This window comes from Mycolicibacterium celeriflavum, assembly GCF_010731795.1.
Classification (GTDB): Bacteria; Actinomycetota; Actinomycetes; order Mycobacteriales; family Mycobacteriaceae; genus Mycobacterium; species Mycobacterium celeriflavum.
This window is the reverse complement of sequence record NZ_AP022591.1, coordinates 2400009-2415869: the sequence shown is the minus strand read 5'-3', so window position 1 is coordinate 2415869 and position 15861 is coordinate 2400009. Positions and strand designations below refer to the sequence as shown.

The 15861-nt window shown below is 65.8% G+C and carries 14 protein-coding genes; 5 read left to right on the top strand and 9 right to left on the bottom strand.

What is annotated here, in order from left to right; all coding sequences use genetic code 11:
* The first annotated feature begins 113 nt into the window (after window positions 1-113).
* From G6N18_RS11830 to G6N18_RS11815, 4 genes are all read left to right on the top strand, one after another.
* Window positions 114-1946 (top strand): PE-PPE domain-containing protein, encoded by a 1833-nt coding sequence (locus tag G6N18_RS11830; protein WP_083001088.1) that lies wholly within the window; start codon window positions 114-116, stop codon window positions 1944-1946.
* 69 nt (window positions 1947-2015) lie between these two features.
* Complete coding sequence (gene rfbA, locus G6N18_RS11825; RefSeq protein ID WP_083001086.1) at window positions 2016-2885, top strand: glucose-1-phosphate thymidylyltransferase RfbA; 870 nt, start codon at window positions 2016-2018, stop codon at window positions 2883-2885.
* Window positions 2885-3883, top strand: coding sequence for a dTDP-glucose 4,6-dehydratase (rfbB, locus tag G6N18_RS11820; RefSeq protein ID WP_083001084.1), 999 nt, complete (start codon window positions 2885-2887; stop codon window positions 3881-3883). The genes rfbA and rfbB overlap by 1 nt, the downstream gene beginning before the upstream one ends.
* A gap of 15 nt (window positions 3884-3898) precedes the next feature.
* On the top strand, window positions 3899-5320 hold the full coding sequence (locus tag G6N18_RS11815; protein ID WP_083001082.1) for a sugar nucleotide-binding protein: 1422 nt from the start codon (window positions 3899-3901) through the stop codon (window positions 5318-5320).
* An 8-nt stretch (window positions 5321-5328) separates the two neighbouring features.
* Here the strand turns inward: G6N18_RS11815 and G6N18_RS11810 are convergent, their stop codons facing one another.
* The 7 genes from G6N18_RS11810 to G6N18_RS11780 all read right to left on the bottom strand — a co-directional run bounded on the left by G6N18_RS11810 (window position 5329) and on the right by G6N18_RS11780 (window position 14004).
* Entirely contained in the window at window positions 5329-8073 is a 2745-nt protein-coding gene (locus G6N18_RS11810) for a helix-turn-helix transcriptional regulator (RefSeq protein ID WP_083001080.1), read from the bottom strand.
* 95 nt (window positions 8074-8168) lie between these two features.
* Entirely contained in the window at window positions 8169-8507 is a 339-nt protein-coding gene (locus G6N18_RS11805; RefSeq protein ID WP_083001079.1) for a hypothetical protein, read from the bottom strand.
* Between the two features lie 47 nt (window positions 8508-8554).
* Window positions 8555-9466, bottom strand: coding sequence for a cyclopropane mycolic acid synthase family methyltransferase (locus G6N18_RS11800; RefSeq protein WP_083001078.1), 912 nt, complete (start codon window positions 9464-9466; stop codon window positions 8555-8557).
* 197 nt (window positions 9467-9663) lie between these two features.
* A complete protein-coding gene (locus tag G6N18_RS11795; RefSeq protein WP_083001077.1) occupies window positions 9664-10533 on the bottom strand; it encodes a cyclopropane mycolic acid synthase family methyltransferase in 870 nt (289 codons plus the stop codon).
* A 127-nt stretch (window positions 10534-10660) separates the two neighbouring features.
* A complete protein-coding gene (locus tag G6N18_RS11790) occupies window positions 10661-11563 on the bottom strand; it encodes an alpha/beta fold hydrolase (RefSeq protein ID WP_083001076.1) in 903 nt (300 codons plus the stop codon).
* Entirely contained in the window at window positions 11564-12931 is a 1368-nt protein-coding gene (locus tag G6N18_RS11785) for an ABC1 kinase family protein (RefSeq protein WP_083001075.1), read from the bottom strand.
* Window positions 12932-13008: 77 nt separating this feature from the next.
* Complete coding sequence (locus G6N18_RS11780) at window positions 13009-14004, bottom strand: oxygenase MpaB family protein (protein ID WP_083001146.1); 996 nt, start codon at window positions 14002-14004, stop codon at window positions 13009-13011.
* A 104-nt stretch (window positions 14005-14108) separates the two neighbouring features.
* Here G6N18_RS11780 and G6N18_RS11775 point away from each other — a divergent pair, with 104 nt between their 5' ends.
* Window positions 14109-14705, top strand: coding sequence for a TetR/AcrR family transcriptional regulator (locus G6N18_RS11775; RefSeq protein ID WP_083001144.1), 597 nt, complete (start codon window positions 14109-14111; stop codon window positions 14703-14705).
* Here the strand turns inward: G6N18_RS11775 and G6N18_RS11770 are convergent.
* Window positions 14686-15291: a DinB family protein gene (locus G6N18_RS11770; RefSeq protein ID WP_083001074.1), complete on the bottom strand. Its 606-nt coding sequence runs from the start codon at window positions 15289-15291 to the stop codon at window positions 14686-14688. The genes G6N18_RS11775 and G6N18_RS11770 overlap by 20 nt on opposite strands.
* A gap of 3 nt (window positions 15292-15294) precedes the next feature.
* Window positions 15295-15822, bottom strand: a complete 528-nt coding sequence (locus tag G6N18_RS11765; RefSeq protein ID WP_083001073.1) for a DinB family protein — start codon at window positions 15820-15822, stop codon at window positions 15295-15297.
* Between the last annotated feature and the right edge of the window lie 39 nt (window positions 15823-15861).

The following is a 15861-nucleotide window of genomic DNA, read 5'->3' as shown; positions in this document are numbered from 1 at the left end:
CTTTTCAGCCGCTGAGGTAGCGCGCTCGCATCGGCGAACGCCGACGAAAATTCCTGTCGGCGAACTTCGCTGTTCCGCCGTGACAGGCATCACACCTGTGTGAAAGTTGACCCATGCGTAAGGGCATTCGGGTCGTGGTTCTTTCTTTGCTGGGCTTGCTGAGCACCGCCGTCCTCGGCGCCGTGACGGCGTTCATGGCGGCCGTCAGCCTGGCTGCCACCACCGCGCTTATCGTGCCGGGCACCGGAACGCCGAACGCGAACATTGTCGATGAGTACATGGAGAACTTCCGCGACTACTACATGCAGGACACCAACTGCACTCTGGCCAACGGATGTGGTCCCTACGACCCTGAAGAGCCGCGAGAGGGAGGCCTTTTGGGCGTCGACTATTTCGCCTCGTTCTGGCCGATCCCCTTGCCCGGCTGGTGTGACCCCGGCCGGTGCGAGAAGTTCGACGTGTCTGTCGAAGACGGCGTGGATAATCTACGCACGGCGTTGCAGAACATAGCGGAGCTCGACCCCGCCTACGAAGGCGACATCGTTATCGCCGGCTACTCGCAGGGCGCGCGCGTCGTCACAATCGCCAAGACGAAAATCATCAATGGCGACTGGAACGACTTGCTCGAAAACGTCGACGAGGTGCAGTTCGTCTTCATCGGCAACCCGAACCGGCCGAACGGTGGCATCCTGTCGCGATTCGGCATTCTGGGGCACATCCCGATCCTCGATGTGACGACCGGACAGCCCACCCCCACCGGGCCGGTGCCTGGCTTCACGACCGAAGACTGGGCGATCCGGTGGGAGGGCATCGCGGACTTCCCGCAGTATCTGCTCAACCCGCTGGCGGTGGCCAACTCGCTGCTCGGTTTCTACTACGACCACGGCACCTACCTCGCGGTCAACGAGGATAGCGATCCCGGCGAACTCCCGGCTGGATACAGCGAAGAAGAGTGGGAGCTGATCACCTCGTACCCCGAGCTTTATCCCGACCTCGTCAACATTCAGACATACGGCGACACCACGTACTACACCGTGACGCCGAAGGTGCTGCCGCTCGTGCGGCCGCTGCACTCGCTCCCGTTCCTCGGCAAGCCGATCGCGGACCTCATCGAGCCGGCGCTGCGCGTGATCATCGAAGAGACCGGCTACAACCGCGATATTCCCTTCGGCCAACCCACCGAGATCGGGCTGTTCCCACTCTTCAATCCGATCACGCTGGCCATCAAGCTGATCCCGGCGGTCTTCCAGGGCATCAACAACTTCCTCGCCAATTTCGGCTTGGCGACGGAGATCCCGCTGTCGCCGTCGCCGGTCGCCCCGCCGTCGCCGCTGCAGGATCAGCAAGAGCAAGAGGACGTACAGGTGCTGGCGCAGTCGGGCGACGATCCCGAAGGTCTCTCCGCGGTCAAGCTGAAGCTGGTGCAAGGCATTGACGACGCCGAGCAGCAACAGCCCGCCGGGGTCGACGACCAGAAGACGTTCGTCGCGAACACCGAGACGGAAGCCGACCTCACGCTGGCCGAAGGAAACGAGACGCTCGGCACCGAGGGCACGATCGGCGCCGAGGGCACGCTCGAGTCCGAGGGCACGCTCGAGTCCGAGGAGCCGCAGGAGTCCGGGCTCGAGCAGTCCCCGGCGGGCAACGTCGAGGTCGTCGTCGAGGACAACGCGAATGCCGGTGAGGGCGACGACATCGTGCCCGGCAAGGCCCCTGAAGACGACAAGGGTCCGGGCGGGAACACCATCAACGCGAACGGTGGCAGCGTCTCGTTGAACTTCTCGCCGAACAAGCCGGCCGACAACCCGACCGGCGACGTGAAGGGCGCCGAAGAACCAGATCCCACGGCGAACCCGGAGCCGGACGAGAAGCCCGAGAGCCCAGAAGGCCCGGAGGGCGCAGCGGGCGCGGAAAGCCCAGCGGACTCGGAAAAGCCGGCAGCCTGACAAGGAGCCCGGTAGCGGAGCCGCTCGGGCTCCGCAGTGCGCGGATTGGTGGTATGTCACGATTGGCGCGTGAGGGGAATCATCCTGGCGGGCGGCACTGGGTCGCGTCTGCACCCGATAACGCTGGGTGTATCGAAGCAACTGGTCCCGGTCTACGACAAGCCGATGGTCTATTACCCGCTCTCCACGCTGATGCTGGCCGGCGTACGCGACATCCTGGTGATCACGACTCCGCACGATGCGAACCAATTCGAGCGGTTGCTCGGCGACGGGTCGCGCTTCGGAGTATCGATCACCTACGCCAAGCAGCCATCGCCGGACGGTCTCGCCCAGGCGTTCACGATCGGCGAGGACTTCATCGGGAACGACAACGTGGCGCTGGTCCTCGGCGACAACCTGTTGTACGGACCAGGGTTGGGCAGCCAACTCAAGCGCTTCACCACCATTGACGGCGGAGCCATCTTCGCCTACTGGGTGGCCGAGCCCTCGGCGTACGGCGTGATCGAGTTCGACGACAACGGGCTGGCGATATCTCTGGAAGAGAAACCGAAGCGGCCGAAGAGCAACTACGTCATACCGGGCCTGTACTTCTACGACAACGACGTCATCGCGATCGCGAAGGGCCTCGAGAAGAGCGACCGCGGAGAGTATGAGATCACCGACGTCAACCGCAGCTACCTCGAGCAGAGCCGGTTACAGGTGCATGTGCTGCCCCGCGGAACCGCCTGGTTGGACACCGGCACGTTCGACCAGATGACCGACGCCGCCGAGTATGTGCGCACGATGGAGCGGCGCACCGGCTTGAAAATCGGTGTTCCGGAGGAAATCGCCTGGCGGCAGGGCTATCTCAGCGATGACGAGTTACGGGAACGTGCCGAGCCGTTGGTGAAGTCCGGATACGGCACCTACCTCCTCGACATCTTGGACAGGGGACGCTGATGTCGAGACTTCTGGTCACCGGGGGAGCCGGATTCATCGGTTCCAATTTCGTGCGGTACGTCATCGATCACACCGACCATCACGTCACGGTGCTGGACAAGATGACGTACGCCGGCAACCGCGCCTCACTGGCTGGACTGCCCGAGGACCGAATGACGTTCGTGCAGGGCGATATCGCCGACGCCGCACTCGTCGACGAGTTGTTCGCCTCGGTCGACGCTGTCGTGCACTACGCGGCCGAGACGCACAACGACAACTCGCTCGACGATCCGCAGCCGTTCCTGCACACCAACCTCACCGGCACCTTCACGTTGCTCGAGGCGGCGCGCAAGCACGGCACCCGCTTTCATCACATCTCCACCGATGAGGTGTACGGGGACCTGGCGCTCGACGACCCGAGCAGGTTCAGCGAGGAGACCCCGTACAACCCGTCTTCTCCGTACTCGTCGACGAAGGCGGGCAGTGATCTGTTGGTGCGCGCGTGGTTTCGGTCCTTCGGTCTGGCGGTGACCATCTCGAACTGCTCGAACAACTACGGCCCCTATCAGCACGTCGAGAAGTTCATCCCGCGCCAGATTACGAACGTCCTGCGGGGTAACCGCCCCAAGCTGTACGGCGAGGGCCGCAACGTGCGGGACTGGATCCACGCCGACGACCACTCCTCGGCGGTGCTGACGATTCTCGAGTCCGGCCGTATCGGCGAAACATATCTGATCGGCGCCGACGGCGAGAAGGACAACAAGACCGTCGTCGAACTGATCCTCACCCTGATGGGCCAGTCGGCGGACGCCTATGACCATGTCCCGGATCGAGCGGGTCACGACCTGCGGTATGCCATCGATTCGACCAAGCTGCGCGAGGAACTCGGTTGGCGGCCGCGATATCAGGACTTCGAGAAGGGCCTGGCCGCGACGATCCAGTGGTACCGCGACCACGAGGACTGGTGGGCGCCCGCCAAGGATGCCACCGAGACTTTCTACGCGCGGCTGGGCCAGTGAAGGAAGCCCTCGAGGATGACTGAGTTCGGTAAACCTCTGCGCGCCATGGCGTCTCCCATACCTGGATTGGTGGTGTGGGAGCTGTCCGTGCACGGGGACAATCGCGGGTGGTTCAAGGAGAACTGGCAGCGCGAGAAGATGGTCTCGCTCGGCTTGCCCGACTTCAAACCCGTGCAGAACAATGTGTCGCTCAACGAGACCGCGGGCACGACGCGCGGAATCCACGCCGAACCATGGGACAAGTTCGTCTCCGTCGCGACCGGACGGATTTTCGGGGCGTGGGTGGACCTCCGCGCCGGCTCCACATTCGGCACCACCTTCACGGCCGAGATCGACCCGTCCCGAGCGGTATTCGTGCCGCGCGGTGTGGGCAACGCGTTCCAGACGCTGGAACCGAACACCGCCTACATCTACCTGGTGAACGACCACTACTCGCCGGACGGCGAATACACATCGCTGAACCTTGCTGACGAGACAGTCGCCATCGACTGGCCGATCCCGCTCGAACGCGCCGCGCTGTCAGCGAAGGATCGCGAGCATCCGCGGCTGGCGCAGATACGACCGGTGGCACCGCGCAAGGTCCTGGTGCTCGGTGCCGGTGGGCAACTGGGCCGGGCACTGCGCGACGCATATGCCGACGCACCCAACGTCGAGTTCGCCGAACGCGCCGACGTCGACCTCGCCGGCGTCGAAACCGCCCGCCGTTGGCGCGATTACGACACTATCATCAACGCCGCCGCCTATACCGCGGTGGATTCTGCGGAGACACCCGAAGGGCGCGCGGCGGCGTGGGCCACCAACGTCGGCGGCGTCGCAACTCTGGCACGGATCGCCGCCGCCCACGGCATCACGCTGGTACACGTCTCAAGCGACTACGTCTTCGACGGCAACATGAGCAGGCCATACCGCGAGGACGACCCGGTGTCGCCGCTCGGTGTGTACGGGCAGACCAAAGCCGCCGGCGACGCGGTGGTCGCCACCGTGGATCGGCATTACATCGTACGGGCGTCATGGGTGATCGGCGACGGCCGAAACTTCGTGCGCACCATGCTGTCTCTCGCCGACCGCGGCGTGGACCCGGCTGTCGTGAACGACCAGCACGGTCGGTTGACCCTCACATCGGAACTGGCGAGAGCGATCCGGCACCTGATCGAGACGCGCGCGCCGTACGGCACCTACAACGTGACGGGGTCCGGGGCGGCGACGTCGTGGGCGGCGGTCGCGCGGCGGACCTTCGAGCTGGCCGGTCATGATCCGAACCGCGTCACCGAGGTGACCACGGCCGAGTACTACGCGGGTGCCTCGCAACCTGTCGCACCTCGGCCCGTCAACAGTGTTCTGGACCTCGCCAAGATCCAGTCGGCCGGTTTCGAACCCGTCGACGCCGACGAAGCTCTCGCGAATTATGTCCGCCAGGTTTCGCTTGCGGCTCAGTAGAGTTGCGCTCAGCGGTCGTCACCGAACACGCGCCCGAGTTCGGCCCGCGACTTGATCCCCAGTTTGCGGTAGATGCCCGACAGGTTGGTCTCGACCGTCTTCGGGCTGATGAACAGGGCGGCGGCCACGTCCTTGGTCGTCAGTCCCGACGCGGCGAGTTCGGCCACGCGGTACTCCGACGGCGTCAAGCCCATGCTCCTGCCACCCGACACTTTCGCGCGTGCGATCTCGGCGCGCGCCCGCTCGGCCCACAGCGGTGTGCCCAGCATCTCGAACTCATGCAGGGCGTCGGTCAACGTGGTACGCGACAACTCTTTTCGCCGCTGACGTCGTTGCAACTGGCCGAGCAACAACAGTGTGCGGGCCCGCTCGAACGGCATCGGCAGACGCTCGTGGTGCAGCAACGCCTGGCTCGCCATGTCGGCGGCCGCATCGATCTCACCTCGTGCGGCCAGCCAGAGGCTGCGGCACCGCGCTCCCATCGCCAGCATCCACGGTCGGTCCACCAAGCGGCCGTTGGTCTCCAGCGCCTCGATCATCGGCTCTGTCTCGGCCGCCCGGCCGAGCGCGATCATCGCCTCCACCGCGTCGGGGACGTATCCGACCGTGATGATCTCGGTACTCGGGATGAACGGGAACCGAGCGATCAGCGGCGCAAGTACCTGTAGCGCCTGCTCGTACTTCCCGAGCGATACCTCAAGGAATCCCAGGCTGATCGACGCCCAGTCCGCGAGCCGAGGGGATCCGCAGCGGTCGGCGAGATCGAGCGCCGCCGTCGCGGCATCGCGAGTCTCGTCCTCCCTGCCGGCATACGCCGCCACCGCTGACCGGATGGTCATGGCGACGATGTGCATGTGTTCACCGCCGAGTTGTTGCGCCCGCTCGACGGTCTCCTCGGCCACGCGTGTCGCGTCGTCGTAGCGGCCTCGCCAGATCTCGATCAGCGCGGTGAAGACGGCGACGAAGATCAGGTCGGTCTCGGCACCCCGCTCGACGCAGCGCCGACGAACGGCGGCCATCTCCTCAGCGGCCTCGTCCAACCGCCCGACCCACGCCAACAGCAGCGCGTTGTTGGCCTTGGCGCGGAACGCGATCGGCGCCTCGCTGTTCAGGTCCTGCAGCGCCAATGCCCTGCGCATGCTGACCCAGTCGACGCCGCGACCGCACATACAAGCGATGGTCACCCGCACCGCCAGCACCTGACTCGTGAGGTCGCCGATACCGACGTCGTCGGCGTACGCCGCGGCCCGCTCGGCGTTCCGCAGGGCCGGTCCGAACTCTCCGGCGTTCAGACACGCATAGGACAGCAACAGCAAAGTGCGGACGCGGACCTCGCTGTCGCCCTCGTCGTTGTCGAGCGCCTGCTCGAGCCGGCCGATGGCATCGGTGAAGCTGTTGTTGTGAATCTGCATGCTGGCCAACAGGTTCAGCGCCATCGCGCGGTGCACCCCGCGCGGTACGCGTTCGGTCAGCCCGTCCAGCAGCGACTGCGCGCGTTGGAGGTCGCCGGCGTGTAGATGATGGTCGGCGGCGCGAATCCGCCGTGCCGGGGTATCCCCGCCGAGACCGATCGCGAGTTCGAGCAGCTCGGCAGCCGCGGCAGGTGCACCACGTGCGCGGGCCGCACCGGCGGCGACGTCGAGCGCCTCGAGCGTCGTCGGGTCGGCGCTTGAGGCCGCCAGTGCCATGTGCCTGGCTCTCGATTCGGGAAGCACCACGGCCTCGGCCAGCGAGCGGTGCATGGCCCGGCGCTCGCCCGGCTTCGCATCGGTGTAGACGCTGCGCGCCAACAACGGGTGGGTGAACGCCACGTTGTCCCCGTCGATCGTCACGATGCCCTTGGCTTTCGCCTCTTCGAGCAGGTCGACCGTGCGCTCGACGTCGCTGTGTGTCACGCGCGCGAGCAGGTCGACGGTCGGCGCCGCCTCGCACGCGGCGGCCAGCAACAGCACCTGCGTTTCGCGGTCCAGTCGACCGATGCGCCGGCGCATCAACTCGGCCAGCGTCGCGGGCAGCACCGACTGGGAACCGCCCGCCTCGACCGCCCGCGCCAGTTCGAGGGCGTAGAACGGGTTGCCACCGGAGATCTCGGCAATCCGGACCATCGTCGGGCGGGGGAAAGACCGACCGAGCCGATTTGAGATCAGCGCGTGCAGTCCGCCGAGGCTCAGGGGGCCGACGTGAACCCGCCGCACCTCCGCCGAGCCGCCCAGCTGCAACCAGTTACCGGCGCCTTCGTTTTCGGTGCGTTCGGTGAGCAGCATGCCCACCCGTCCAGTGAGCCGCCTCGCGGCGAAGGCCAGCACGGCCTGACTGGACGGGTCGAGCCACTGCACGTCGTCCACCGCGACCAGCAGCGGCCGCTCGGCGCAGAGTCGCTCGATGACCGCGGTGACCGCGGCCCCGACGGCGCCCTGATCGGTCGGTGGGCCCTCGCCGTCGGCGCGCAGCAGCATCCGATCGACGGCGAGGCGCTGAACCTCTGGCAGGCCGGCGAGAACCTCGGGCGAGACGCCGCCGAGCAGGTCGGCGACGGCGGCATACGCCAAGGCGGTCTCCGCCTGCCCCACTCGTGCCGTCAACACACCGAAGCCGCTTTCACCGGCCGCGGAGATACCTGCGAGCCACAGGGTGGTCTTGCCCGCTCCCGGTTCCCCCTCGATGACCAGCGCGCAGGGCCCGTCGACGGCTGATCGCAGAAGATCTCTGACCGCCCGGAACTCGGCCGGACGTTCGACTACGCCGGAAACCAATGGCCCCACCTCGAGAGACAGCAAAGCGAGGGTACCCCGCTGACCCCAGGACTACGCAGCCGTCGCCGAGCGGTTATACCTGCTAAGAGAAGCGCTTAATGCGGCGAGATCCGACCGGGCCGGCAAACCGTGGCAACGTCGTGGACATCATGCCGGATTCGGGTGCCGACTTTCGCCGAGAGCCGTTGATGCGGTGCGCCCGCAGCGACGCAGGTCCGGGAGACGATCTCTTGTGAGCCGGCGTCGAAAACGCCGTAGAGCACCTCGTCGCTGGGGACCGATACCGTGAGCAGCAACTGAACCGGAGTGCCTTCACCGGTGGCGGCGGCCGCGGCCGCGTCGAGGCGCGCGACCAGGTCGTCGACGCACTGCTCGGTGAGCTCAGGCAGATACCACTCCGCCAGATAGCACGCGGCTTCGCCGCAGTCGCTCATGGGCGAAACGGTAGCGGTTAGTCAGGCTGAGCGAATCGGGGTTTTCCCTATGTATTGGCGGCCTGGGTTGCGGCGCCAGGCTTCAGGTAGGTGACCAGACTGACGTCGATGGCCTCATCGACGAAGTAGTGCTGGGCGCCGGTCAGATAACGCATGTAGCGCTCGTAGTTCTCGACGCCAGCCGCGGCGATCGCCTTGTCCTTGCTGTGCTCCAGCCGGCTGGCCCAGATGCCGAGGGTCTTGATGTAGTGGTTGCGCAGCGATTGCGCCTCTGGCACTACGAAGCCGGCCTTCTCGCCGTGCTCGATCATCATCTGGGTGGTCGGCAAGCGGCCGCCGGGGAAGATCTCGGTGATCATGAACTTGATGAAGCGCGCCAGCTCGAAGGTCAGCTTCTTGCCGCGCTCGGCCAGGTCGTAGGGGTGATAGCCCACGCTGGATTGGATGGTCATCCGGCCGTCGTCGGGCAGGATGTCGAAGCAGGTCTTGAAGAAGTCGTCGTATCGTTCGAAGCCGAAGTGCTCGAAGGCCTCGATGGACACGATGCGGTCGACGGGGGAATGAAACTGCTCCCAGCCCTCCAGCCGTACGTCGAAGGTGCGCTCGGTGTCGATCCTGCTCAGCAGCTGATCGCAGTACGCCTTCTGGTTCTTGCTCAGGGTGAGGCCGATGACGTTGACGTCGTACTTCTCCAGCGCGCGCTGCAGGGTAAGGCCCCAGCCGCAGCCGACCTCGAGCAGCGTCATCCCCGGCTTGAGCTCGAGCTTGTCCAGGTGCTGGTCGACGTTGGCGATCTGGGCCTCGGACAACGTCACGGTCGGGCTGGTGAAGTACGCACAGCTGTACTTGCGCGTCGGGTCCTGAAAAACGCCGAAGAAGTCGTCCGACAGGTCGTAATGGGCCTGGATGTCCTCGAAATGAGGAGTCATGTCCTTCGTGCCGGATGAGTTGTCAGACATATTTCCCCTGCTTGGCCTTTCCCGATGACGTGACGCTCACCTGCGCATCGTCACATGATGATCTGGTCGTACACCCTAGCGTTCGGCCAGAGTTTGACCCTAATTCGGCGGGGCCGCCACTCCGATGACTATTTGGCCACGCCGGCTATTTGGCCACGCCGGCCGAGCCGGCTATTTGGCCACGCCGGCCGAGCCGGCTATTTGGCCAGGGTGAACTGGTTGACGTCGATGTAGCCGACGCGGAAGCCGTGCGCACATCCGGTCAGGTAGTGCATGTAGCGGTCGTAGACCTCCTCGGACTGAACCGCGATCGCCTCGTCCTTGTGCGCTTCGAGCGCCTCCGCCCAGCAGTCGAGCGTGCGCGCGTAGTGCGGCTGCAGGCTCTGGCGCCGGGTCAACTCGAAACCGGCCTTCTCCGCATGCTCGCCGACCAGTTCGATCGTCGGCAGGTACCCGCCCGGGAAGATCTCGGTGAGGATGAATTTGACGAACCGTGCCACCGAAAACGTCAGGGGCATACCGCGTTCGGCCATCTGCGGCAGGGTGAGCGCGGTGATGGTGTGCAGCAGCATCACTCCGTCGTCGGGCAACACCCGGTGAGCCATGGCGAAGAAGTCGTCCCAGCGGTCCCTGCCGAAGTGCTCGAATGCGCCGATCGACACGATCCGGTCCACGGGCTCATCGAACTGCTCCCAACCCTGCAGCAGCACCCGCTTGTCGCGCGGGCTGTCCGATGCCGCGAACGCCTTCTCGACATGGGCGTGCTGGTTCGCGCTCAGGGTGAGGCCGACGACGTTCACGTCGTACTTCTCGATCGCCCGCAGCATCGTCGAACCCCAGCCGCAGCCGACGTCGAGCAGCGTCATACCCGGCTGTAGGCCCAGCTTGCCCAGCGCCAGGTCGACCTTCGCCTGCTGGGCCTGCTCGAGTGTCATGTCGTCGCGCTCGAAATACGCGCAGCTGTAGGTCTGCGAGGGGTCGAGCCACAGGCGGAAGAACTCGTCGGACAGGTCGTAGTGGGCCTGCACATCGGCGAAATGCGGGGTCAATTTGCGCGTTGAAGCCATGTCGTGCCTTTCCGGGGCAGGTCAGAAGCGGGGCGATCGCCGGTGGCGGCAGTCAAGCCCGAAGCGTTCCGTGCTGAATCTACCGCTCATCGCGTCAGCTCACGAATTATGAAGAATTCGTCCAGGTCTAGGCAATCGCGGCGAAGTTCGTCTTCAGCTCGCCGATGATGTCGTCCCACAGCGGCTCGGGTAGCTCGTGGCCCATCCCGTCGAACAGCACCAGCCGGGCGTTGCTGATCGATTTGGCGATCGCCCGCCCGCCGAACGGCCGCATCAGTTTGTCGGCCTTGCCGTGCAGGACCACCGTCGGCGCGGTGATCTCGCGGTCGTAGTGGCGCAGGCTGCCGCTGCCCAGGATCGCGGCGAAATGGCGCCCGATGCCTGCGGGGTAGTAGGAGCGGTCGTAACCCTCGATGGCGTCGGCGCGGAGCCGCTCCTCGGTAGCGGGGTAGCCGGGGCTGCCGATGATCTTGCTGACCCTGATGGCGTTCTCGATGACGGCCTCGCGGGAGGAGTCCTTGGGCCGCGTCAGGATCGCGAGGAGATGCCGTGGACCCGGCGGCGGCAACAACGCTTGGTTGTTGCTCGAGAAGATGATGGCCAGCGTCCTCGTACGCGGCTTGTGCCGGGCGGCGAAGACCTGGGCGATCATGCCGCCCATCGACGCCCCGACGATGTGGGCTCGGTCGATGTTCAGGTGGTCGAGCAGCGCGGCGGCGTCGTCGGCCATGTCTTCGAGCGTGTAGCCCGCCGGGCTGCGCAACCCCACCATCGAGCGCAGCATCCGCGGCAGCAGTCGGGTGCCGCTGTGCAGCCCGGGAAGTTTCGATGACAAGCCGACATCGCGGTTGTCGTAGCGGATGACCCGCAGCCCCTGGTTGACGAGCTTCTCGCAGAAGTCCTTGCGCCACAACAGGAGCTGCGCGCCCAGGCCCATGATGAGGAGCACCGCCGGGTCGTTCGGGTCACCCATGTCCTCGTAGTGGATGTCGAGCGCGCCTGATTTGGCGGTGCCGCTTCGTATCTGCACTTAGGTCTGCACCTCGCTGTCGAGTTCGTCGGAATGCTCCCGGCTGACCTCGACCATGAAGTTGGCGAAATACCCCGTCAGCTGCGGATCGGACATCATCTGCCACTTCGGGGCGAGAAGCTTCATGTAGCGCTCCACGTAGAGGAACTGCTTGCCGATCAGCACGAGTTCGCGCGGCAGCTTGACGTCGTAGGCCTCGGCCAGCGTGGACAGTTGCTTGCCGATCTCGGCGTAGCTCATATCGCCCAGCGTCGACATCGTCAGCGGTGTCGCGAACTTCTCCAGGTCCTTGGCCGCCTGGGCCTCGGGCTTCACGGTGCCGACGGCGCCCATCAGCACGACGATCTTGCCCGCCGCGGCGTGGTCCTTCTTCACCAGCAGCGCGTACACCAGCTCCCGCAGCAGCCAGCGGGTGCGTGGGTCGACGCGGCCCATGATTCCGAAGTCGAAGAACACGATCTTGCCGTCGTCGTCGACGTAGAGGTTGCCCGCGTGCAGGTCACCGTGGAACAGGCCGTGGCGCAGGCCGCCTTCGAAGACGCTGAACAGCAGGGCCTTCACGAGTTCGGTGCCGTCGAAGCCTTTCTGGCGGATGGTTTTCACGTCGTCGATGCGGGTGCCCTGGATGCGCTCCATCGTCAGCACGCGTTCGCTGGTCAGATCCCAATAAACTTGCGGCACACGGATGTTGCGGCCCAGGGGCGAAGCGTGCATGTGCGACACCCAGGCGTCCATCGACTGAGCCTCGAGCCGGAAGTCCAGTTCCTCGGCGAGGTTGTCGGCGAAGTCGGCGACGACGTCCTGGGCGCTCAGGCGCTGGCCCAGCTTGGCGAACTCCACCAGGCGCGCGCCCCGCTTGAGGATCTGCAGGTCGGCCGCGACGCGTCGGCGGATGCCGGGTCGCTGGATCTTGACGACGACCTCTTCACCGCTGTGCAGCGTCGCGTAGTGCACCTGCGCGATGGACGCGGAGGCGAACGGCTTGTCGTCGAAGCTCTTGAACAGATTCGCCGGCTCGTCGCCGAGGTCCTCGACGAACAGCTTGTGCACTTCATTGGCGTCCGCGGGCGGCACCCGGTCGAGCAGGCTGCGGAACTCCTTGGACAGCGGCTCCCCGAAGGCGCCGGGACTCGACGCGATGATCTGGCCGAACTTGACGTAGGTGGGGCCCAGGTCGGCGAACGTCTGCGGGATCTGCTTGATGATCTTCTGCTGCCACGAGCCGCGGCCGGCGAGGTTCGTGACGACGCGCGCGCCGGTGCGAGTTATCTGCCAACCCGTCGCGCCGACGCGAGCAGCCTCGATGGGCAGCGGGACCCGGTCCAGCCTGGCAACCTCGCGGTGCTTGGTCTTCGGCGTGGTACTCATCCCTGCAGTGTCTCAAAATCGGCGGTGAGCCGCGAAAAGCTGTGGACCGGCTCACACCGGGCGTTGCTTTTCCAGGGTCAGGCCTGCGCGAAAGCGCGCTCCACTTCCTCGCGGCTGCGGACCGGGTCGTCGCCCGGCTGATACGTCGGCAGCGTGTGCGGCACGTCGGTGCCCGACGCCACCCTGGCTTGCGCCTGCTGGAACTCCGGGATGGGTCCCTGCGCCAGGTGCAACGCGTTGATGACCGACCAGACGGTCGCCCGGCGGGTGGTGCGCTCGATGATATTGGGGTCCTTGTGCTGGATCAACTGCTTGGCCCAAGGCGGCATGGTGTCGCGGATGGCCCAGTTGATCGCGCTCTGCGCCAGCGGCAGGCCCGGTCCGGTGGCCACCGCCGTGCCGTGCGTGACGGCCAGCCGCGGCAGGTAGGACTTCAGGCATTCGGCGACCTCGGCCTTGGTCTCGGGCAGGTCGGTGCCGCCCAGCGCGTGGCCGACGCGCACAAACTCGCGGTAGTAGCGGTCGATCTTCTTGCCGCGCAACGGGTTCGGGTGATATAGCTCGTGTGCGGTCGCGAGGCCCCAGACCACGGTGGCGTAATTCCACCGCAGCCAGTCCGGGTCGTCGGCGTCGTAGCGGGCGCCGTCCGGGCGGGTGCCCTTGATGGTGTGGTGCATCGACCGCACCGTCTGCGCCAGCCGCTCCGCGGTCTCGGTGGACCCGTAGGCCGTGCCGATGAAGAACGCGATCGAATGACCGAGGCGTACGGCGGCACCCTTGGGATCGATCTCCGGTCGACCGACACCGTTTTCGTCGCGCTTCACCAGCCGTGAGTGGTGCATGCCCATCCAGTAGATCGACGGGTCGAGCCGCTCCATGAACGCCGCACACTGCAACCCGAAGATCAGCGCCTGCATGTGCGAGTGCACGTGCCAGACCGCGCTACCCGGACCGAACCAGCCCGGGTCGCCCACGGGGGCGGCGAATTCGATGCCGCGGAAGTAGTTGCGTCGCACGTCCTTGTCGAAGCGCTGGTTGAGGAACTCTCCGATGAACTGGTGCGGCAGCAGAATCACGTCGGCTCCTTGCTCACGAAACCTTGGTCACGGTCGTAACCAGAATACATTCTGGTCACGTATGTGACCAGAGTTGGCGATGGCGGGCCTACGCTGAGGTGGTGTCGAGTCCCACCCGCTGGGCGGGCGTGCCGCTGACGGACCGCCGCGCCGAACGCCGTGCGCAGCTCATCGATGCCGCTTTCCGGCTCTTCGGCGAGGGCGGTGAGGCCGCGGTGTCGGTGCGATCGGTGTGCCGGGAGTGCGGGTTCAACACGCGGTACTTCTACGAGAGCTTCGCCGACACCGACGACCTGCTCGGGGCGGTCTACGACCAGGTGAGCGCCCAGTTGGCCGAGGCGGTCGAGGCCGCGATGTCGCAGGCCGGCGACTCACTGCGGGCCAGGACGCGCGCGGGGATCGCCGCGGTGCTCGGGTTCAGTTCCGAGGATCCTCGCCGCGGGCGGGTGTTGTTCACCGACGCGCGATCGAACCCTGTGCTGTCAGCGCGCCGGGCCGCGACGCAGGACCTGCTGCGCGAGGGCGTGCTCACCGAGGGTTGGCGGTTGCAGCCGAACACCGACTCGGTCGCCGCCCAGGTCGGCGCGGCGATGTACACCGGCGCGATGGCCGAGCTGGCCCAGCAGTGGCTGGCGGGCCGGCTGGGCACCGACCTGGACGCCGTCGTCGAGCACGCCGTCAGCCAGGTGCTGCGGTAGGCCGCCAGCGCTTGATCCACTCGGTCTCCGGCCATTGCTCGCTGGCGGCCATCAGCTCGTACATCGTTGCGCGGTCGATGGATTCGCGGATGATGTCGGCGTGACCCGCATGGCGGCTCAGTTCTTCGATGAGATGCAGGATCACCCAGCGCACATTCCAGTGATCGATGTCTTTCGGGAACCACGGCACATCGCGCGGCACGGGGACCGGTGTGCCTAGGTCGCATTCGCCCAGGACCCGCAGCGTCTCGGCGTTCTGCCGCTTGAGCGCGTCGAGTAATCCGTCGAGTGTCTCGTCCTCGCGCATCACGTACTGGTCGCCGTACTCGGCGATGAGTTCCTCCATCGGGCGGTCGTCTTTCGGTGGAAAGTCGGGTGCGCACGCCGCGCGCTCCACCCAACCGGTCTGCACGCCGGCGGCATGCTTGACCAGCCCGCCGATCGACAGCGTGCTGACCGATGGCGTGGATCGCGCCTGCTCGTCGGTCAGCCCGTAGGCCACCGCGAAGAACGCGTTCTGCTGAAAGGCGAGGAACTCCAACAGGCTCTGGCGTTCGTCGGCGGCAGGTGGCGGCATTCCGGGCATGGGCTACTTCCTCTTCTCATCGGGGGTGTGAACGTAAAGGTCGCGGATGCAGGCGATTTCGGCGCCGTGGTGGATCGCTTCGCGGTTGATGTGCAGCACCAGCGCGATGAACGGATAGTCGGCGTATGGCCCCTCGGCCGGCCCGCAGGGTCGATTCAGGTCGTCGTCGGACAATGCGCGTACGCCGTCGATCCAGAGTCGATACTGCTCGTCGAGTTGATTCAGCGCAGTCGCGGCGTCCGTAGCGTACGGCCACGTCTGGTAGTCGGCCGGTGGCGCGCCGAAGTGGCTGTGGTTGCGCATGGCGAACACGCCGACGATGACGTGGGCGAGGCGCCAGGCGATGGTCGTGAACGGTGCGGGCTCCGGTTCGGGATAGACGAAATCGATCGAGCCGTCCGGATGAACGGTCCAGCAGTTCGGCACCGGCTGCCAGAAGTACTCGTCGTCGGTGAGTCCGTCGAGGCGCGGTCGCAGGAACTGGGTCCAGTGAAAGTCCAACTGCTCCACCAACTGGTCTGTTGTCGTCATGGGACTACTCTGACACCCATATAGGACAGTTTCGGTCCT

Excerpts from the sequence above, each read along its gene's own strand:
- rfbB (WP_083001084.1), top strand. The coding sequence starts at position 2,885 with ATGTCGAGACTTCTGGTCACCGGGGGAGCCGGATTCATCGGTTCCAAT.
- G6N18_RS11800 (WP_083001078.1), bottom strand. The coding sequence starts at position 9,466 with ATGTCTGACAACTCATCCGGCACGAAGGACATGACTCCTCATTTCGAG.
- G6N18_RS11830 (WP_083001088.1), top strand. The coding sequence starts at position 114 with ATGCGTAAGGGCATTCGGGTCGTGGTTCTTTCTTTGCTGGGCTTGCTG.
- G6N18_RS11765 (WP_083001073.1), bottom strand. The coding sequence starts at position 15,822 with ATGACGACAACAGACCAGTTGGTGGAGCAGTTGGACTTTCACTGGACC.
- G6N18_RS11815 (WP_083001082.1), top strand. The coding sequence starts at position 3,899 with ATGACTGAGTTCGGTAAACCTCTGCGCGCCATGGCGTCTCCCATACCT.
- G6N18_RS11795 (WP_083001077.1), bottom strand. The coding sequence starts at position 10,533 with ATGGCTTCAACGCGCAAATTGACCCCGCATTTCGCCGATGTGCAGGCC.
- G6N18_RS11785 (WP_083001075.1), bottom strand. The coding sequence starts at position 12,931 with ATGAGTACCACGCCGAAGACCAAGCACCGCGAGGTTGCCAGGCTGGAC.
- G6N18_RS11805 (WP_083001079.1), bottom strand. The coding sequence starts at position 8,507 with ATGAGCGACTGCGGCGAAGCCGCGTGCTATCTGGCGGAGTGGTATCTG.
- G6N18_RS11770 (WP_083001074.1), bottom strand. The coding sequence starts at position 15,291 with ATGCCCGGAATGCCGCCACCTGCCGCCGACGAACGCCAGAGCCTGTTG.